We start from the raw sequence: 17425 nt of genomic DNA, 5'->3' as shown, positions 1-17425 counted from the left end.
GAAGGGGAGGATGCGATGACGCGGCTTGCAGGGATGATGGCGGCGCTGGTGCTTTCGGCGCTGCCCGCGATGGCGGTGGAACTGGGCGATGACGGGCTGCACAAGCCCGACTGGCTGCGCGAGACCTTCAAGGATCTGCGCGAGGATCTGGCCGAGGCCAATGCCGAGGGCAAGCGCCTGCTGATCACGGTGGAGCAGCGGGGCTGCATCTATTGCACCAAGATGCATGAAGAGATTTTTCCCGACCCAAAGGTCGATGCGCTGATCCGCGAGAGCTATTTCGTGGTGCAGTTGAACCTGTTCGGCGATGTGGAGGTGACCGATTTCGACGGCACCGCACTGAGCGAGAAGGAGATGGCCGTGCGCTGGGGCGTGATGTTCACGCCCACGCTGATCTTCCTGCCCGAAGAGGTGGCCGAGGGCGCGACGGCGGCCGATGCCTCGGTCGCGATGATGCCGGGGGCCTTTGGCAAGGGGACGACGGCGGCGCTGCTGACATGGGTCCGCGACCATGGCTATGAGTCGGGCGAGCATTTCCAGAAATTCGTCGCCGAGCAGATGGCCCTGGAACAGCAGGGCGCAAGTGATTGAATAGCCTATATATAGGAATATTCACAGATACATATATTTCTGTTGCATGCCGTCGCATCCCGTTGTTATCGTGAGGGCAGGGAGAGATCAGGGAGGATCGCAATGACTGGTCGGCTTTGGCTGGCGGCGGTGGCGGCTTTTGCCGCGGCGGTGCCGGCAATGTCTGAGACGGCACCCAAGGATGTGGCCTTCGTCGAGGGGGCGATCGAGGCTTCGCTTTCGGGCATGCCGGGCAATCCTGAGGAGGGCGCCAAGGTGATGACCACCAATGCGCTGGGCAATTGCGTTGCCTGCCATCAGGTGAACGGCATCCCGAATGTGCAATTCCCCGGCACCATCGCGCCGCCGCTGGACGGGGTGGCGGACCGCTGGTCCGAGGCGCAGCTGCGCGGCATCGTCGCCAATGCGAAGATGACCTTCGAGGGCAGCTTCATGCCCGCCTTCTACAAGACCGAAGGCTTCATCCGCCCCGGCGCCGCCTATTCGGGCAAGGCGCCCGAGGGAGACCTGCCGCCGATCCTGACGGCGCAGCAGATCGAGGATGTGGTGGCCTTTCTGATGACCCTTAAGGAATGACGGCCCAGAGGAGAGCCAAGGAGATGACGATGAACCTTTCCAGACGGAACGCCCTTTGGGTTGGCCTTGGCGGGATCGCCGCGGCGGCCTTTCCGGGGCTGAGTGCGGCGGCCACGGTCGAGGAACTGACGGCGGCCTTCACGGGTGGCGCGGCGGCGGGGGCGGGCGGCATCACGCTGACGACGCCCGAGATCGCCGAGAACGGCAATACGGTTCCGGTCGAGGTGGATGCCCCCGGCGCGGTGGCGATCCTGCTGCTGGCGGCGGGCAACCCCGAGCCTGCGGTGGCGACCTTCACCTTCGGGCCGGCGGCAGGCAGCCAGCGCGCGGCGACGCGCATCCGCCTGGCCAAGACGCAGGATGTGATCGCCATGGCCAAGATGGCCGACGGGTCGATCGTGCAGGCGCAGGCGACCGTGAAGGTCACCATCGGCGGCTGCGGCGGCTGAGATCAGGGAGAGGGAGATATACCATGGCAGATGATGCAAAACCCCGCGTGAAAGTGCCGAAATCCGCAGCCGCGGGCGAGGTGGTCACGATCAAGGCCCTGATCAGCCACAAGATGGAATCCGGGCAGCGCAAGGACGCCGAGGGCAAGCTGATCCCGCGGTCGATCATCAACCGCTTCACCTGCGACCTGAACGGGGTCAATGTGGTGGATGTGGCGATTGATCCGGCGGTGTCGACGAACCCCTATTTCGAGTTCGACGCCAAGGTGGATGCGGCCGGTGAATTCAAGTTCACCTGGTATGATGATGATGGCTCCGTCTACGAAGACGTGAAGCCCATCGCCGTCGCCTGACCGCAGCGCCGACAGGGAGGACAAGCGCATGCGAGCAACCAAATCAGGATTGGCCGCCACGGCCCTTGGCCTTGCCCTTGCGGGCACGGCCCTTGCCGACCCGGTCGAGGATACGCTGGTCGTCGAGACCGACGATGGCGCGATCGAGTTCGTGACGACGACGACGGCGCCGGATCATCTGAAGGATGTGATGGATACGATCTATTCCGGCTGGCATTACCGCGAGGATGAGACGCGCGATCTGCAGCGGGACGATTTCGACAATCCCGGGATGGTCTTTGTCGACCGGGGGATGGATCTGTGGAACCAGGAGATCGGGGCCAAGGGCGAAAGCTGCGCCGGTTGCCATGAAGGGCCCGAGTCGATGAAGGGCCTGCGCGCTGTGACGCCGCGCGTCGATGCCGGGACGGGCGCGCTGATGACGGTCGAGAACTATGTCAACGAATGCGTGACCGAGCGGATGGGCCTTGAGGCCTGGGGCATGACCAGCGACAAGATGAAGGACATGCTGGCGCTGATCTCCATGCAGTCGCGGGGCGAGGTGGTGAATGTGGCCATCGACGGCGCCGCGGCCCCGTTCTGGGAAAAGGGCAAGGAGATCTATTACACCCGCTTTGGCCAGCTTGAGATGTCTTGCGCGAATTGCCACGAGGACAATCAGGGCCAGATGATCCGGGCCGATCACCTGTCGCAGGGTCAGATCAACGGGTTCCCGGTCTATCGACTGAAGGATGCGGGGATTCTTTCGGCACAGCAGCGCTTTGTGGGCTGTGTCCGCGACACGCGGGCCGAGACGTTCAAGCCGGATTCGGACGAGTTCAAGGCGTTGGAACTGTATGTCGCGTCGCGCGGGAACGGGCTGAGCGTGGAAGGCGTGTCGGTTCGTCACTGACCGCTTGAGGCATTGCCGCGCGCCCCGGGTGTGATCCAGGGGCGCGGGTTTTCGGGACAATCGGGCAGCACGGACGCGCCATAGGCGCGATGCGTGGACGCATGCCCAGAGGAGACAGACGGATGATCACGCGGCGCGAATTCCTGCAGGCATCGGTGGCGGCTTCGGCCATCCTGGGGATATCGGGGTTCGGCAACTGGTCGAAGCTGGCGGCGCAGCAGGCGCTGACCGAGGACCAGCTTCTGGCCTTCGAGGATTTCGGGAATGTCACGCTGGTGCATGTCACCGACATCCACGCCCAGTTGAAGCCGATCTGGTTCCGCGAGCCGGAATGGAACATCGGCGTGGGCGATGCGAAGGGCAAGCCGCCGCATGTGGTGGGCCGCGACTTCATCGAGATGTTCAAGCTGACCCCGGCCTCGCCCGAGGCCTATGCGCTGACCTACGAGGACTTCACCGCGCTGGGCAAGACCTATGGCCGCATGGGCGGGATGGATCGGGTGGCGAGGGTGGTGAAATCCATCCGCGCGGCGCGGCCCGAGGCGCTGATCCTGGATGGAGGGGATACCTGGCACGGGTCGATGAGCAGTTTCCTGACCAAGGGTCAGGACATGGTGAATGTGATGAATGCGCTGGGCGTCGAGGCGATGACGAGCCATTGGGAATGGACCTATGGCACCGAGCGAGTGAAGGAGATCGTCGAGACACAGCTGAAATTCCCGTTCCTTGGCGCGAATATCTTCGACGCGGAATGGGATGAGCCGGCCTTCGAGCCCTATACGATCTTTGAACGCGGCGGCGTGCGGATCGCGGTGATCGGGCAGGCCTTCCCCTATATGCCCATCGCGAACCCGAAATGGATGTTCCCCGAATACAGCTTCGGCATCCGCGAAGAGCGCATGCAGGAGATGGTGGACGAGGTTCGCGCCGAGGGTGTCGATCTGGTGGTCTGCCTGTCGCATAACGGGTTCGACGTGGACCGCAAGATGGCGGGGCGGGTGAAGGGGATCGACGTGATCCTGACCGGCCATACCCATGACGCGATCCCCGAGCCGGTTCTGGTGGGCGAGACGATCCTGATCGCCTCGGGCAGCCACGGGAAATTCGTGAGCCGGGTCGATCTGGATGTGCGGGACGGGCGGATGATGGGCTTCAGGCACAAGCTGATCCCCATCTTTGCAGACGTGATCACGCCGGATGCCGACATGGCCGCGATGATCGAGACGGAACGCGCGCCGTTCAAAGAGCAGATGGAAGAGAAGATCGGCACGACGGAAAGCCTGCTTTACCGGCGCGGCAATTTCCAAGGGACCTGGGATGATCTGATCTGCGATGCGATCCGGTCGGAACGCGATGCGCAGATCGCCATGTCGCCCGGGGTGCGCTGGGGGGCATCGCTGATGCCAGGCGATGCGATCACGCGCGAGGATATCCACAACGTCACCTCGATGACCTATGGCGCCTGCTACCGGACCGAGATGACGGGCGAGACGCTGCGGACAATCCTTGAGGACGTGGCCGACAACCTGTTCAACCCCGACCCCTATTACCAGCAGGGCGGCGACATGGTGCGGGTGGGCGGCCTTGGGTTTTCCATCGACGTCACGCAGGAGATCGGCAAGCGCATCGGCAACCTGACGCTGACCGATACGGGCGAGGCGATTGATGCCGCGAAATCCTACACGGTGGCCGGTTGGGCCAGCGTGAACGAAGGCACCGAAGGGCCGCAGATCTGGGACGTGGTCGAGGCCCATATCCGCAAGCTTGGCACCGTGAAGGTGGAACCGCGAGATTCGGTCACCGTGACCGGCATTTGAGATCAGCGAAAAGGACCGTGCGCCAATGACTGACGAACGCATGTCTGAAGAGACGACGAAAGAGGGGCGCGGCCCGTCGCGCCGGGGTTTCCTGCGCAACTCGGCCCTGGCCGGGGCCGGGCTGGTGGCGGGGGCCGGGGCGGCGCGGGCGGAAGGGCCCGATCCGCTGATCACCGAGGTGCAGGACTGGGCATCCTCGTTCGGGGATGCGGTGGATGCGGCGCCCTATGGCATGCCGATCCGGTTTGAATCCCATGTCACGCGGCGCAATGTGGAATGGCTGACGGAAAGCCCGGTTTCGTCGATCAACTTCACGCCGATCCATGCGCTGGAAGGCACGATCACGCCGCAGGGCTGCGCCTTTGAACGGCACCATTCCGGCGCCATCGAATTGTCGAAGCAGGATTACCGGCTGATGATCAACGGGCTGGTTGATCGGCCGCTGGTCTTTACCTATGAGGATCTGACCCGCTTCCCGCGCCATGTGACGACGGCCTTCTGCGAATGCGCGGCGAATGGGGGCATGGAATGGGGTGGCGCGCAGCTTGAGGGCTGCCAGTACACCCAAGGCATGATCCACAACATGGAATATACCGGCGTCATGCTGCGCGACCTCTTGGCCGAGGCCGGGGTGCAGACGGAAGGGAAATGGGTCTATGTCGAGGGGGCGGATGCGTCTTCGAACGGGCGGTCCATCCCGATGGAAAAGGCGCTGGACGATGTGATGGTCGCCTTCTTTGCCAATGGCGAGGCGCTGCGCAAGGAACATGGCTATCCTGTCCGGCTGGTCGTGCCGGGCTGGGAAGGCAACATGTGGGTGAAGTGGCTGCGCCGGATCGGGGTTTATGACCGCGCGGTGGAAAGCCGGGAAGAGACGTCGAAGTATACCGATCTGATGCCCGATGGCCGGGCGCGGAAATGGACCTGGGTGATGGATGCGAAATCGGTCATCACCTCGCCCAGCCCGCAGGTGCCGATCCGGCATGGCAAGGGGCCGCTGGTGATCAGCGGACTGGCCTGGTCGGGCAACGGGGCGATTAACCGGGTGGATGTGTCGCTGGATGGCGGGCGCAACTGGCAGACGGCGCGCATCTCGGGCGATGCCAAGAAGAAGGCGCTGACGCGGTTCCATCTGGATATCGACTGGGACGGGTCGGAGCTGTTCCTGCAATCGCGGGCGGTGGACGAGACGGGCTATGTGCAGCCCACCAAGCAGGCCCTGCGCGAAATCCGCGGCCTGAACAATGTCTATCACAACAACGGCATCCAGACCTGGTGGGTCAAGGCGGATGGGGAGGTCGAGAATGTCGAGATCGCGTAAGCTTCTGCTGGCCTCCTGCGCGCTTTTCCTGACCACGGGCCCGGTCATGGCCGAAACGCTGGGGCTGGGCCGGGCGGCGCTGCCCGAAGAGATTGCCGCCTGGGACGTGTCCGTGCTGCCGGACGGGCAGGGGCTGAAGCCCGGGTCGGGGGATGTGCTGACCGGGGAAGAGGTGTTTGCTGACAAATGCGCCTCTTGCCATGGGGAATTCGCCGAAGGGCTGGACAGCTGGCCGGTGCTGGCCGGGGGCGAGGGGTCGCTGACCGATCCGCGCCCGGTGAAGACCATCGGCAGCTACTGGCCGCATCTTTCGACGGTCTGGGATTATGTGCATCGGTCGATGCCCTTCGGTTCGGCCCAGACGGTGAGCGTGGACGAGACCTATGCGATCACCGCCTTCCTTCTGTATTCCAACGGGTTGGTGGACGAGGATTTCGTCCTGACGAACGAGAATTTCACCGAGATCGTCCTGCCCAACAATGACGGCTTCTATCCCGATGACCGCCCCGAGACGGAATATGTGCTGTTCAAGGGCGAGCCCTGCATGACGGGTTGCGCGGAAGGTGTGCCAAAGATCACCAAGCGCGCGGTTGATCTGAACGTGACGCCGGAAGATCCGGACGGGCGTCCGGCGGGCAGCCTGCCGGACCTGCGCGCCGCGGTGGCGACGGAAGGCGGGGCTGAGGTTGTCGCCGTGGCGGCGGAAGGCGAGGCGGTCGTGGAAGAGCCCGCGGCCGAGCCGGAAGCCGTGGCGGAGGAGGCCGTGGTCGAGGAGGCCGTGGTCGAGGAGGCGGGGGCTGATCCGGAGCTGATCGCGGCGGGCGAGAAGGTCTTCAAGAAATGCGCGGCCTGCCACAAGGTGGGTGACGGCGCGAAGAACGCGACGGGGCCGGTGCTGAACGGGATGATCGACCGGGCGGCCGGAACGGTGGACGGGTTCAAGTATTCCAAACCGCTGGCGGAAATGGCGGCGGGCGGGCTGGTCTGGGATGCGGCAAGCCTGCATGCCTTCCTCGAGAACCCCAAGGCCTTCATGAAGGGCACGAAGATGACCTTCGCGGGCCTGAAGAAGCCCGAGGAACGCGATGCGATCATCGCCTATCTGGCGACTTTCGCGGAGTGACGGGGATGGGGGGCCGGTTTCCATCGCTGCTGGCCCTCTTCGCCCTTGCTGCCGTGGCGGCGGGGGCGGAGGAGATCGGGGATGCCGAACGGGGCGAGGCGCTGTTCAAGAAGCAATGTTCCGCCTGCCACCAGATCGGGGAAGGGGCGAAGAACCGGGTCGGGCCGCGGTTGAACGGGCTGTTCGGGCGTCGGGCCGGGGCGCTTGAGGATTTCACCTATTCCAAGTCGATGGCGCGGATGGGGGCGGATGGGCTGACCTGGACGCTGGAGACGCTGGATGCCTATGTCCACAATCCCAAGGCCCTGGTTTCCGGCACGCGGATGAATTATCGCGGCATGGCGGATCCCGAGGCGCGGTTGGCGCTTCTGGCCTATATCCGCGAATGGTCGGACAAGCCGCGCGACATCCCCGAGGCGGAGCCGACGGCGATCATGACGGATCATGCGGTGGATCCCGCGATCCTCGCCATTCAGGGGGATCCGGATTACGGCGCCTACCTGTCGTCGGAATGCACGACCTGCCATCAGGCGGATGGATCGGATCAGGGCATCCCGTCGGTGACTGGCTGGCCGGAAGAGGATTTCGTCGTCGCCATGCATGCCTACAAGGACAGGCTGCGCCCCCATCCGGTGATGCAGATGATGGCGGGGCGCCTGTCGAATGACGAGATTGCAGCCCTGGCTGCCTATTTCGCCACGCTGAAGTGACAAGCCGCGAGGCCCGGAGAAACCGGGTCCGGATCATTCGCAATCAGGGAGGACACGCGCATGAAACTGAACAGACGTCTTTTCATCGGAACGACCCTTGCGGCGGGGGCAGCCCTGTCTGCGCCCATGGTCTGGGGGCAGGCAAAGCCCCGGGTGGTGATCATCGGGGGCGGTGCCGGCGGGGCCACGGCGGCACGCTACCTTGCCAAGGACAGCGCAGGCGCGCTGGATGTGACGCTGGTCGAGGCAAATCCGATCTACACGACCTGCTTCTTCTCCAACCTCTATATCGGCGGGTTCCGGGAATTCGAAAGCCTGCAGCACGGCTATGACAAGGTGGCCGCGGGCGGGGTGACGGTCATCAACGACATGGCCACGGGCGTGGACCGGGCCGCGCGGACGGTGACGCTGGCCGGGGGGCAGGTGCTGCCCTATGATCGGCTGATCCTGTCGCCGGGGATAGATTTCAAGGAGGGCTCGGTTCCCGGCTGGTCGGTCGATGCGCATGCCGAGATCATGCCCCATGCCTACAAGGCCGGGCCGCAGACGCAGCTTCTGAAGGCGATGGTGGAGGCGATGCCCGAGGGCGGCACCTTCGCCATGGTCGCGCCGCCCAATCCCTATCGCTGCCCGCCCGGCCCCTATGAGCGGATCAGCATGGTGGCGCATGTCCTGAAGCAGAAGAACCCGACGGCGAAGATCCTGATCCTTGATCCCAAGGACAAGTATTCCAAGCAGGCGCTGTTCGAGGAAGGCTGGGGGCTGCATTATGACGGCATGGTGGAATGGGTCGGCCCCGAATTCGGGGGTGCCGCGGTCGAGGTGCGCCCCGAGACGATGGAGATCGTCGTCGATGGCGAGGTGCAGAAGGTGGATTGCTGCAACGTGATCCCGGGCCAGATCGCGGGCAAGATCGCCCAGATCGCCGGGGTGACCGATGACAGCGGCTGGGCGCCCGTGCATCCCGACAGCATGAAGTCCAAGGCGGATGAGAATGTCTATGTGCTGGGCGATTCCAGCGCGCAGGGCGACATGCCGAAATCGGGCTTTGCCGCCAACAGCCAGGCCAAGGTGGCTGTGATGACGATCCGGGCGGAACTGACGGGATCGAAGGCTTTCCCTGCGAAATACACCAATACCTGCTGGTCGCTGATCGCGCCCGAGGATGGGGTGAAGGTCGGCGCATCCTATGAGCCGACGCCGGAAAAGATCGCCTCGGTCGACAGTTTCATCAGCGCGACGGGCGAGGATGCCGCGCTGCGCAAGGCAACCTACGAGGAATCCCTCGGCTGGTATGCCGGGATCACCGCCGACATGTTCGGCTGACGCGTTCCTCCCAGACTGGCGGGCATCCTGGCGGGATGCCCGCACCTTTCGCAGAGACGGACAAGAAGATGCTGACACGACGCCATATCCTGACTGCCGCGCTGGCCACGGCCGCGGGGCCGATGCTTCCCCGGCGGCTTTGGGCGGGATCGACGCTGACGCTGGGCGGGGTGCAGATCGACACGCTGTCGGACGGATCGCTGGTCCTGCCGGGGGATTTCATCCTGGGGGGGATGCCGCAGGACGAGATGGCGGAGATCGTCGCCAGATATGGCCTGCCCACGGATCAGCTGACGCCGCCCTGCAATGTGTCGCTGCTGCGCGATGGCGCGAATGTCGTGCTGTTCGACGTGGGATCAGGCCCGGATTTCCAGCCGAGCGCGGGAAAGCTGGCCGAGGCGATGGAGGTGCTGGCGATCAGCGAAGAGGAGGTGACGCATGTGCTGTTCACCCATGGGCATCCCGATCATCTGTGGGGTCTGCTGGATGAATTCGACGAGCCGGTCTTTCCGGCGGCGGAATTCGTGATGGGGCAGGCGGAATTCGACTACTGGATGGACCCGGCCACGGTGGACAGCATCGGCGAGGCGCGGGCGAGTTTCGCCGTCGGCGCGGCGCGGCGGCTTGCGGTGATTGCCGATGTGGTGCGGCTTGTCGCGGATGGCGACGAGGTGCTGCCGGGGATCATCGCGCGGCTGACGCCGGGTCATACGCCCGGACATCTGGCCTGGGAGATCGGGGCCGGGGGGGCGATGGTCGTGGGCGATGCCATCGGCAATCATCACGTGGCCTTCGAGCGGCCGGACTGGGCCTCGGGCTCTGATCAGGATGGGGCGATGGCGGCGGCGACGCGGGTCGCCTTGCTGGAGCGGCTGGCCGAGGGGGGGATGCCGATGATCGGCTATCACCTGCCGGGCGGCGGGATCGGGCGGGTGGAGCGGGCGGAAAGCGGCTATCGCTTCGTGGAGGCGTGATGCGGATGCGCCTTGCCTGGCTGATGGCCGCCACCTGGGCAGGAATGCCCCTGTCCGCGTCAGAGGATATCGCGGACCAGTATCCGCAATCGGTGCTTTATTCGAAACCTGTCGAGGTGATCCCGCATGTCTTTTCCGCCATCGGGGCCACGGCGCCGCCGACGATGGAGAATGCGGGACATAACAACAACCTGTCCTTCATCGTGACGGGGGACGGGGTGATCGTGGTGAATTCCGGGGCGAGCTGGAAGCTGGCCGAGGCGCTGCATGCCGAGATCCGGGCGGTGACTGCGCAGCCTGTCCGGCTGGTGATCAACGAGAACGGGCAGGGCCATTCCATGCTGGGCAATGGCTATTGGGCGGCGCAGGGCGTGCCGATCCTTGCCCATGAAGAGGCGGCGGCGGAATTCGCCGATGGGTCGGCGCAGGATCTGGCGGCGCTGCAGCGCTATGCCGGGCCGAATGCCGAGGGCACGGTGATCGCCCTGCCGAGCGAGACCTTCACCGACCGCAAGGTGGTGGAGATGGGGGGTGTCACAGTCGAGGTGCTGCATCTGGGGCCTGCGCATTCGCCCGGGGATACGCAGGTCTGGATACCGGCCTGGTCGATGATGATCGCAGGCGACATCGCCTTTCACGAGCGCATGCCGCCGATCTTTGAAGGCACCTGCACCAGTTGCTGGATCGAGACATGGGAGACGGCTTTCGCGCCGCTTGCCCCGACTTACGTGATCCCCGGCCATGGGCATCCCACGAACCTGGCGCAGGTGACGCGTTACACGCATGATTATCTGGTGGATCTGCGGGCGAAGATCGGCGCGCATCTGGACGCGGGCGGCGATCTGGCCGGGGCCTATTACGTGGACCAGTCGGCCTGGGCGCATCTGGACACCTTCGAGGAACTGGCCACGAAGAATGCCGGTGTGGTCTTTGCCGAGATGGAATTCGAATAGGGATCAGGCCGCCACGGTGCGGCCTGCCTGATCGACAAGGAAATCGGTGATCACCGCGCCGATCCACATGCAGAGCAGCGCGATCCAGGCGGTGGCCACGAAGATCGAGCCGCCGGTGACACCCGCGCCGATGGCGCAGCCGCCCGCCAGCATCGCCCCGAAGCCCATCAGCACGGCCCCTGTCAGCGACCGGCGCATCTGGCTTTCGCCGTCAAAGCCCTGAAACCGAAGCTGGCGCGACAGGGCGGCGGCGATGAAGGCCCCGAGAAAGACGCCGGGCACCAGGCCGATGTCGAAATCCAGGTCCGGGCTTTCGGTCAGGAAGAACATCAGCGTATTGGCGGAGGGACCCGAAAAGGTGGCGGATGTCACGGTGACGGGATCGAAGGCCTGCTGAGAGAGGCTGAAGGTCAGCACCCAGCCGAGCGCGATGGCAAAGCCCACGCCCGAGGCGAAGACGAGTTGCACCCAGCCGATGGCGTGGCGGGCCGCCAGCCAGAGTGCCATTCCTGCCGTGGCCAGCCCGAGGACAAGCCCCATCCCGTCCGGCAGGCCAAGAGTGGCGAGCATGTCGATGTTGCGGCCGTTCGGGGTTGTCCACAGCCCGGCCAGCCAGTTGCGCAAAGGGGAAAGCCAGCCATGCAGCGCCATCTGGGCTGTCACGGCGAAGACCAGGCCCGAGATGACCGAGCGCAGGTTGCCTGTTGCGGCAAGCACCAGCAGGCGCCCCGAGCAGCCGCGCGCCAGCACCATGCCCGCGCCGAACATCAGCCCGCCGATGATGGCCCCGGACCAGGATCCGGTGACCGCCATCATGCGTGCCTCTTCCGGGGCAAAGAGCCCGGCCAGCCGCGCCGCCTGAACCCAGATCACGGCCGTCGAGAAGGCAAGCAGCCAGACGGCCGTGCGGGGGCCAAGCTGGCCACGGGCGAATTCCACGGTCGCCGCCCTGAGACAGAAGGAAGACCTTTGGGCCGCGATACCGAACACGCCCCCCACGAACAGCCCCAGCAGCGCGCCGAGAAGGGCTTCGTCGACATGGTCGAGCAGATAGGTCAGATCCATCCGGCAATCCCCTGATCAGGCGGCGGCATGCCAATCGCGCCGACCTTGCCAGTCTTGCGGAAATCCGGGTTGCTGTCTCTGATCCAGATCAGACGGGGATCCTTATGCCCTGTGGCAGGGCAGGATCACGCGATCCGGCCCCCAGTCACAGAAGGCTGTGGCGGAACAGGACGGCGCGGCCTTCGATTTCGGCCACGAGCCGGGCTTCGGGCCAGAACCGGAAGAACACGATCGGGCCTGTCTCCGGCTGTGGACGCAGCGGCGTGGCGGCAAGGCGGGTGGAGGACAGGGCGAGATAGCCGAGGCCCCCCTGCATCGGCAGCGTTTGCGCCCGCAGGCCGAGTTCGGCCAGGCGCGCGGTATCGAGCGTGGCGCAGGACATCGCCTCGATGTCGATCAGGCGCTGGCTGGCGAGATCCCAGACGGGTTCGCCGATCGACAGTTCCTCGACCGGGCAGAGATCGTCGGGACGGGGACCGACGCGCAGGCGCAGACCCTGCGAGAGCATCACGGCCTCGACCGCCTGGACATTTTCAAGCGCAGGGGTGGCGGCGACAAAGGCAGAGGGGCCCTGTGTGGGAAGCATCAGGCCCATGCGGCACCCCCTTCGCGGCGAGAGGCGCGCTGGGATGACTTTCGGGCGATTGTCCCGTGGGGGACTGACCCGCCGTCGAAGACGGCTTGCGAAACACGAACACACATAACACACACCCTGGCAGCTTGGGCCTTCCGTCCTGCGCCCTGGCCGGTCTTGCGGATGGCCCCCACCATCTGCGATCCGGCTTTCCCGATCCGGCGCGAGGCCGACATGCGGGCGGCGAATGGGCTCGCCTTGAGTCAAATTGTTACCACAATTCGGACACATCGCAACCGATTAGGGAGAGGTGCCGCGCGGAGGTTGTGGCCAATTCCTGTTCTGCGGCGGGTCTTTGGACGTTCTGGAAACGATCCCGCGTCCTCAATCCGGAAAGCTAGGAATCGTTAACAAGATATTGAAAAAATGGATCAAAACTTGGCGCCCCGCCCCGATGCAGGGCAGGGCGATTCGCAGCGCGATTCGGCGGTCATTCGGTCGGCGTTTCGGGGCCGACGATATGGACGGCAAGGAGGCATCCGTTCGGGGTGTAGGAATTGTGTTCGGTGCCGTCGCGGTAGAAGACCAGATCACCGGGCCGGAAGACGGTGCCGTCATCTTCGATCAGTTCGCCTTCGAGGATGAGGAACTGTTCATGGCCGTTGTGGATATGCGTGCGGGTGCGCATCCCGGCGGGCATGCGATAGACGTGGAAACCTTCGCCGAGCGGCTTGTCACTGTCGAGTTGCAGGATCTCGTCCCCGAGGGCCACGCCATCGGGATAGACGAAGGGGGTGAAGGCGGCCTCCTTGATGTTGGCGATGCGGCGTTCGTCTTTGGTGAAGGACATGGGATCGGGCCTTTCTGTCAGAAGAAGCGGGTCGCGCGATGGACGGCGCGGCCCTTGAAGGGGGTATCGGGACGGCCAGGAATGCTCGTCCGTAGACGCAGGGCGGGGGGGCATCGGGGGACGGGGCGGATCATGGTTCGGCCATCAGGCGCAGGGCTTCGAGCTGCGGCCAGTCGGTGGCGGGCAGGACGCGGGCCGGTTCGTCGATGTCGCCCGTCCAGCCGTAGAAGCCGAGGAAGGGGGTCGGGCCGACCTTGGTGAGATGGGGGCGGTGCGGATCGTTCCAGACCGGGCGATGCGCAGGCTTCACGATCAGGGGCCGGTCGGGGCCGAAGCGCCAGCCATGCGGGCCGGTCAGCGGCAGGTAGAGTTCGGGCGCGGCATGGCAGTGATCGCGGTAAAGCACATGGGGCGCGATGAGGAAGAGGCCGAATTCGGCCGTCTCCTCGGCGAAGGGGGCATCGGGGCCGAGCAGCGGGCAGAAGGCATGGCCCGTGGCAAAGGCGATGCCGATCTCTTCGGGGGGGTATCTGTCATAGACGCGCCAGCCAAGATGCGGGGCGGAAGCGGCAATGGCGGCTGACAGGGCCGGGTGCGTGGCCGCCAGCGCGGCAAGGGCGGCGGCGAGATGGGCCGTGACGACGGGCAGGCCCTGCGCGGCTGGCTGCAGGGCAGCGGGGCTGCGGCGGGCCAGCACGCGGCGCAGTTCGGCCGCGCCGGGGCAATGCAGCGGGGCGAGATAGGCGCCCGCCTCCTCCATCAGGCGAGAGAGGGTGGCGGCGGCGTCCGGGCTTTGTCGGGGTGGGGCGGGCAGGCCATGGGCGGCCAGCACCTCATCGGCGGGGCGGCTGTCGGAGGCGGCGGCGATGCGCCATGCCTCCAGTTCCGCGGGGGAAAGCTTGCCCTGCTGATACAGGGCCATGGCGGCACCATAGCGGATCCGCCCGGCCCCGGGCGTGCCGAGGGGAAGGTCGAGCAGGGTTTCGGGGCGGTCAGTCATTGGAACGGTAGGCCATGCGTTCGTCCAGAACGCGGCGGCGTTCGGCGCGGTTGAGGATGATGCCCGCAATCACGACGCCGGTGCCGACGGCCAGCACGGTGAGCGTGGCCAGCGCGTTGATATCGGGGGTGACGCCCAGCTTGACCTTGGACCAGATCAGCAGCGGCAGGGTGGTGTTGCCGGGGCCGGTGGTGAAGGAGGTGATCACCACATCATCGAGCGAGATGGTGAAGGCCAGAAGCCAGCCCGAAAGGATGGCGGGGAAGATCGTGGGAAGGGTGATGTCCCACATCACCTGCCAGGGGCGCGAGCCGAGGTCCATCGCGGCCTCTTCGATCGCGCGGTCGGACTGGATCATCCGGGCCTGGACGATGGTGGTGACGAAGACCATGGAAAAGGTGATATGCGCCAGCGTTATGGTGGTAAATCCGCGCTGGCCGGGCCAGCCGATCCAGTCGGCCATCAGGATGAAGAGCATGAGCGAGGAGATGCCGGTGATCACCTCGGGCATGACAAGCGGGGCGGTGACGAGGCCCGAGAAGAGCAGGCGGCCCCGGAAGCGGGTGAAGCGCGCCAGTGCGATGCCGGCAAGCGTGCCGAGGATCGTGGCGATAGAGGCAGAGATGACGGCGATCTTGAGCGACAGGACCAGCGCCGCCCCGACCTGGCGGTTGGACAGAAGCGAGACATACCATTTCGTCGAGAAGCCGCCCCAGACGGTGGCAAGGCGGCTTTCGTTGAAGGAATAGACGATCATCGACAGGATCGGCACGTAGAAGAAGGCGAAGCCGAAGCAGAGGACGGTGAAGAGAAACCAGGGGCGACGGTTCATGGCTTTGCCTCTGCCCCGTCGGCCTTGGCCTGATAGCGGCTGTAGAGCATGGTGGGGATGACCATGATCAGCAGCAGCGCCACCGCGACGGAGGAGGCCATGGGCCAATCCCGCGCCGAGGTGAATTCGTCCGAGATGACGCGCCCGATCATCGGGCTTGCCGCATCGCCGACAAGCGAGGGGATCACCAGTTCCCCGGCAGCGGGGATGAAGACCAGAAGCCCGCCCGCCACGATGCCGGGGATGGATTGCGGCAGCGTCACGTCGCGGAAGACGCCGAAGGGGCGGGTGCCAAGGTCCATCGCCGCCTCATCCAGCGTCGGGTCAAGCCGTTCGAGGCTGGCATAGAGCGGCAGGATCATGAAGGGCAGGTAGGTATAGACCATGACCAGCACGACGGCGAAGTTCGAATGCATCAGCGGCAGAGAGGTGCGGCCCAGCCTTCTGGCGTGATCCAGTTCCAGGCGCTGGTGAGCATCTGGTTGAACCAGCTGTTCTTGCCCATCATCCCCATCCAGGCATAGACGCGCAGAAGGAACGAGGTCCAGAAGGGCAGGATCACCAGCATCAGAAGGATGTTGCGCCAGCCCTTCGAGACGCGGGTCAGGCCAAGCGCCATCGGATAGCCGATCAGCAGGCAGAGGATCGTTGCGACGGCGGCATTGCCCAGTGAGGTGAGGAAGGAGCGGATGTAAAGATCGTCCGTGAAGAGACGGGCGTAACCATTGAAATTCACAAGCGGATTCTCGCCGCCATAGCCGAAGGGCGGGGCCGTCGGAGTGCGGGTGGCCACGCTCATGGCAAGGACGATCACGAAGGGCAACAGGAAGAACAGCACGAGCCAGAGATAGGGCAGCCCGATGATCAGGTCTGACCATCCCTTGCCGTTGAACCAGCGCGACAGGCGGGTTTGCATCGCGTCACTCCCGCAGCAGGATGGCGGCGGCGGGCTCGAAGCTGAGCCAGACGCGATCATGCCAGTCGGGGCGGGCATCGCCGCCGCGCCGGGCGTTCACGGCATGCACCGACATCAGGCCACCGCCCGGCAGGATGACGCGATAGAGGCTGTCCTTGCCGAAATAGGCCAGATCCTTCACCTCGCCCGACAGGACATTCGCCGCATCGGGAGGGTCGCGCTGAAGCGCCACCTTTTCCGGGCGCAGGCCGAGGGTCAGCTTTTCCCCCACGGCAAGGCCGGGCAGGGTGCCGGTTTCGACCTCGGCCGCGAAGGCGGGAACGGAGAGGCGCGCGCGGGTGCCGTTGACGGCGGTCACCGTCGCCTCGAACTGGGTGATGGAGCCGAGGAAGTTCGCCACAAAACGCGAGGCGGGATGTTCGTAAACCTCGCCGGGGGGGCCGACCTGCTGCACCTGGCCACGATCCATGACGGCGATGCGATCAGCCAGGGTCATCGCCTCTTCCTGGTCATGGGTCACGACAATGAAGGTGACGCCCGTCCGTTCCTGGATCGACATCAGTTCGAACTGGGTATGTTCGCGCAGTTTCTTGTCCAGCGCGGCGAGAGGTTCGTCCAGAAGCAGAAGCTTTGGCTGGCGGGCAAGGGCGCGGGCAAGGGCCACGCGCTGGCGCTGGCCACCCGAGATCTGATGCGGCTTGCGTTGGGCGAAGGGGGTGAGTTGCACCAGATCCAGCATGGCGCGCACGCGGTCGGCCCGTTCGGGGGCGGACATGCGTTCGTGCTTCAGCCCGTAGCCCACGTTCTTTTCCACCGTCATATGGGGAAAGAGCGCATAGCTTTGAAACATCATGTGGACGGGGCGTTCCCAGGGGGGGACGCCCGTCATGTCCTGCCCATCGAGGAAGATGCGGCCCGCGCTGGGTTCCTCGAACCCGGCCAGCATCCGAAGGAGGGTGGTCTTTCCGCAGCCAGAGCCGCCGAGAAGGGCGAAGATTTCGCCCTTGGTGATGGTCAGCGACACGTCGCGCACCGCCTGAAAGGTGCCGAAGGTCTTTGAAACGCCCTCGATCCTGAGGAACGGCGCGCTGGCCCCGGTCATG

20 protein-coding genes are annotated in these 17425 nt (G+C 65.1%); 12 read left to right on the top strand and 8 right to left on the bottom strand.

The window, feature by feature from the left end; translation table 11 throughout:
- The first annotated feature begins 15 nt into the window (after positions 1-15).
- The 12 genes from G5V65_RS11885 to G5V65_RS11830 all read left to right on the top strand — a co-directional run bounded on the left by G5V65_RS11885 (position 16) and on the right by G5V65_RS11830 (position 11085).
- Positions 16-591: a SoxW family protein gene (locus tag G5V65_RS11885; protein ID WP_165050311.1), complete on the top strand. Its 576-nt coding sequence runs from the start codon at positions 16-18 to the stop codon at positions 589-591.
- Positions 592-693: 102 nt separating this feature from the next.
- The gene (gene soxX / locus G5V65_RS11880) at positions 694-1167 is read left to right on the top strand and encodes a sulfur oxidation c-type cytochrome SoxX (protein ID WP_165050308.1); all 474 of its coding nucleotides are present in this window, start codon (positions 694-696) and stop codon (positions 1165-1167) included.
- Between the two features lie 29 nt (positions 1168-1196).
- Positions 1197-1616 carry a thiosulfate oxidation carrier protein SoxY gene (gene soxY / locus G5V65_RS11875; RefSeq protein ID WP_165050306.1) on the top strand — a complete coding sequence of 140 codons (420 nt, stop codon included), beginning with the start codon at positions 1197-1199 and terminating at the stop codon, positions 1614-1616.
- A 23-nt stretch (positions 1617-1639) separates the two neighbouring features.
- On the top strand, positions 1640-1969 hold the full coding sequence (gene soxZ / locus G5V65_RS11870) for a thiosulfate oxidation carrier complex protein SoxZ (RefSeq protein ID WP_165050304.1): 330 nt from the start codon (positions 1640-1642) through the stop codon (positions 1967-1969).
- Between the two features lie 28 nt (positions 1970-1997).
- A complete protein-coding gene (soxA, locus tag G5V65_RS11865) occupies positions 1998-2861 on the top strand; it encodes a sulfur oxidation c-type cytochrome SoxA (protein ID WP_165050302.1) in 864 nt (287 codons plus the stop codon).
- A gap of 122 nt (positions 2862-2983) precedes the next feature.
- Positions 2984-4678: a thiosulfohydrolase SoxB gene (gene soxB / locus G5V65_RS11860; protein ID WP_165050300.1), complete on the top strand. Its 1695-nt coding sequence runs from the start codon at positions 2984-2986 to the stop codon at positions 4676-4678.
- A gap of 25 nt (positions 4679-4703) precedes the next feature.
- Positions 4704-5999 carry a sulfite dehydrogenase gene (gene soxC, locus G5V65_RS11855; RefSeq protein WP_394352238.1) on the top strand — a complete coding sequence of 432 codons (1296 nt, stop codon included), beginning with the start codon at positions 4704-4706 and terminating at the stop codon, positions 5997-5999.
- Positions 5983-7122, top strand: coding sequence for a c-type cytochrome (locus G5V65_RS11850; RefSeq protein WP_165050297.1), 1140 nt, complete (start codon positions 5983-5985; stop codon positions 7120-7122). The genes soxC and G5V65_RS11850 overlap by 17 nt, the downstream gene beginning before the upstream one ends.
- A gap of 5 nt (positions 7123-7127) precedes the next feature.
- On the top strand, positions 7128-7832 hold the full coding sequence (locus G5V65_RS11845; RefSeq protein ID WP_165050295.1) for a c-type cytochrome: 705 nt from the start codon (positions 7128-7130) through the stop codon (positions 7830-7832).
- A gap of 60 nt (positions 7833-7892) precedes the next feature.
- On the top strand, positions 7893-9158 hold the full coding sequence (locus G5V65_RS11840) for an NAD(P)/FAD-dependent oxidoreductase (protein WP_165050293.1): 1266 nt from the start codon (positions 7893-7895) through the stop codon (positions 9156-9158).
- A gap of 68 nt (positions 9159-9226) precedes the next feature.
- The gene (locus G5V65_RS11835; RefSeq protein ID WP_165050291.1) at positions 9227-10132 is read left to right on the top strand and encodes an MBL fold metallo-hydrolase; all 906 of its coding nucleotides are present in this window, start codon (positions 9227-9229) and stop codon (positions 10130-10132) included.
- A gap of 5 nt (positions 10133-10137) precedes the next feature.
- Positions 10138-11085 (top strand): MBL fold metallo-hydrolase, encoded by a 948-nt coding sequence (locus G5V65_RS11830; protein WP_394352239.1) that lies wholly within the window; start codon positions 10138-10140, stop codon positions 11083-11085.
- A 3-nt stretch (positions 11086-11088) separates the two neighbouring features.
- Here G5V65_RS11830 and G5V65_RS11825 read toward each other — a convergent pair whose 3' ends face one another.
- From G5V65_RS11825 to G5V65_RS11795, 8 genes are all read right to left on the bottom strand, one after another.
- Positions 11089-12150 carry a YeeE/YedE family protein gene (locus G5V65_RS11825; protein ID WP_165050287.1) on the bottom strand — a complete coding sequence of 354 codons (1062 nt, stop codon included), beginning with the start codon at positions 12148-12150 and terminating at the stop codon, positions 11089-11091.
- A gap of 145 nt (positions 12151-12295) precedes the next feature.
- Positions 12296-12745, bottom strand: coding sequence for a hypothetical protein (locus tag G5V65_RS11820; protein ID WP_165050284.1), 450 nt, complete (start codon positions 12743-12745; stop codon positions 12296-12298).
- Between the two features lie 469 nt (positions 12746-13214).
- A complete protein-coding gene (locus G5V65_RS11815; RefSeq protein ID WP_165050282.1) occupies positions 13215-13574 on the bottom strand; it encodes a cupin domain-containing protein in 360 nt (119 codons plus the stop codon).
- 130 nt (positions 13575-13704) lie between these two features.
- Positions 13705-14574, bottom strand: a complete 870-nt coding sequence (locus G5V65_RS11810; protein ID WP_165050280.1) for a dimethylsulfonioproprionate lyase family protein — start codon at positions 14572-14574, stop codon at positions 13705-13707.
- Positions 14567-15406 (bottom strand): ABC transporter permease subunit, encoded by an 840-nt coding sequence (locus tag G5V65_RS11805; RefSeq protein WP_165050277.1) that lies wholly within the window; start codon positions 15404-15406, stop codon positions 14567-14569. The genes G5V65_RS11810 and G5V65_RS11805 overlap by 8 nt, the downstream gene beginning before the upstream one ends.
- The gene (locus tag G5V65_RS22835) at positions 15403-15822 is read right to left on the bottom strand and encodes an ABC transporter permease (protein ID WP_343162845.1); all 420 of its coding nucleotides are present in this window, start codon (positions 15820-15822) and stop codon (positions 15403-15405) included. The genes G5V65_RS11805 and G5V65_RS22835 overlap by 4 nt, the downstream gene beginning before the upstream one ends.
- Positions 15822-16322 (bottom strand): ABC transporter permease, encoded by a 501-nt coding sequence (locus G5V65_RS22830; protein ID WP_343162844.1) that lies wholly within the window; start codon positions 16320-16322, stop codon positions 15822-15824. Before G5V65_RS22830 ends, G5V65_RS22835 begins: the two co-directional genes overlap by 1 nt.
- A 4-nt stretch (positions 16323-16326) precedes the next feature.
- Positions 16327-17424 (bottom strand): ABC transporter ATP-binding protein, encoded by a 1098-nt coding sequence (locus tag G5V65_RS11795; protein WP_165050274.1) that lies wholly within the window; start codon positions 17422-17424, stop codon positions 16327-16329.
- Position 17425: the final 1 nt, after the last annotated feature.

The sequence above is a fragment of the Paragemmobacter kunshanensis genome, from assembly GCF_011059185.1.
GTDB lineage: Bacteria > Pseudomonadota > Alphaproteobacteria > Rhodobacterales > Rhodobacteraceae > Paragemmobacter > Paragemmobacter kunshanensis.
Note: the sequence above shows the minus strand (reverse complement) of the source record. Positions and strands in the feature narration are given on the sequence as shown.

Coding starts and splice junctions, on each gene's coding strand:
- G5V65_RS11810 (WP_165050280.1), bottom strand. CDS start 14,574: ATGACTGACCGCCCCGAAACCCTGCTCGACCTTCCCCTCGGCACGCCC.
- G5V65_RS11845 (WP_165050295.1), top strand. CDS start 7,128: ATGGGGGGCCGGTTTCCATCGCTGCTGGCCCTCTTCGCCCTTGCTGCC.
- soxX (WP_165050308.1), top strand. CDS start 694: ATGACTGGTCGGCTTTGGCTGGCGGCGGTGGCGGCTTTTGCCGCGGCG.
- G5V65_RS11835 (WP_165050291.1), top strand. CDS start 9,227: ATGCTGACACGACGCCATATCCTGACTGCCGCGCTGGCCACGGCCGCG.
- G5V65_RS22830 (WP_343162844.1), bottom strand. CDS start 16,322: ATGCAAACCCGCCTGTCGCGCTGGTTCAACGGCAAGGGATGGTCAGAC.
- soxY (WP_165050306.1), top strand. CDS start 1,197: ATGAACCTTTCCAGACGGAACGCCCTTTGGGTTGGCCTTGGCGGGATC.
- soxZ (WP_165050304.1), top strand. CDS start 1,640: ATGGCAGATGATGCAAAACCCCGCGTGAAAGTGCCGAAATCCGCAGCC.
- soxC (WP_394352238.1), top strand. CDS start 4,704: ATGACTGACGAACGCATGTCTGAAGAGACGACGAAAGAGGGGCGCGGC.
- soxA (WP_165050302.1), top strand. CDS start 1,998: ATGCGAGCAACCAAATCAGGATTGGCCGCCACGGCCCTTGGCCTTGCC.
- G5V65_RS11830 (WP_394352239.1), top strand. CDS start 10,138: ATGCGCCTTGCCTGGCTGATGGCCGCCACCTGGGCAGGAATGCCCCTG.
- G5V65_RS11805 (WP_165050277.1), bottom strand. CDS start 15,406: ATGAACCGTCGCCCCTGGTTTCTCTTCACCGTCCTCTGCTTCGGCTTC.
- G5V65_RS11795 (WP_165050274.1), bottom strand. CDS start 17,424: ATGACCGGGGCCAGCGCGCCGTTCCTCAGGATCGAGGGCGTTTCAAAG.
- G5V65_RS11825 (WP_165050287.1), bottom strand. CDS start 12,150: ATGGATCTGACCTATCTGCTCGACCATGTCGACGAAGCCCTTCTCGGC.
- G5V65_RS11885 (WP_165050311.1), top strand. CDS start 16: ATGACGCGGCTTGCAGGGATGATGGCGGCGCTGGTGCTTTCGGCGCTG.
- soxB (WP_165050300.1), top strand. CDS start 2,984: ATGATCACGCGGCGCGAATTCCTGCAGGCATCGGTGGCGGCTTCGGCC.
- G5V65_RS22835 (WP_343162845.1), bottom strand. CDS start 15,822: ATGCATTCGAACTTCGCCGTCGTGCTGGTCATGGTCTATACCTACCTG.
- G5V65_RS11840 (WP_165050293.1), top strand. CDS start 7,893: ATGAAACTGAACAGACGTCTTTTCATCGGAACGACCCTTGCGGCGGGG.
- G5V65_RS11850 (WP_165050297.1), top strand. CDS start 5,983: ATGTCGAGATCGCGTAAGCTTCTGCTGGCCTCCTGCGCGCTTTTCCTG.
- G5V65_RS11815 (WP_165050282.1), bottom strand. CDS start 13,574: ATGTCCTTCACCAAAGACGAACGCCGCATCGCCAACATCAAGGAGGCC.
- G5V65_RS11820 (WP_165050284.1), bottom strand. CDS start 12,745: ATGGGCCTGATGCTTCCCACACAGGGCCCCTCTGCCTTTGTCGCCGCC.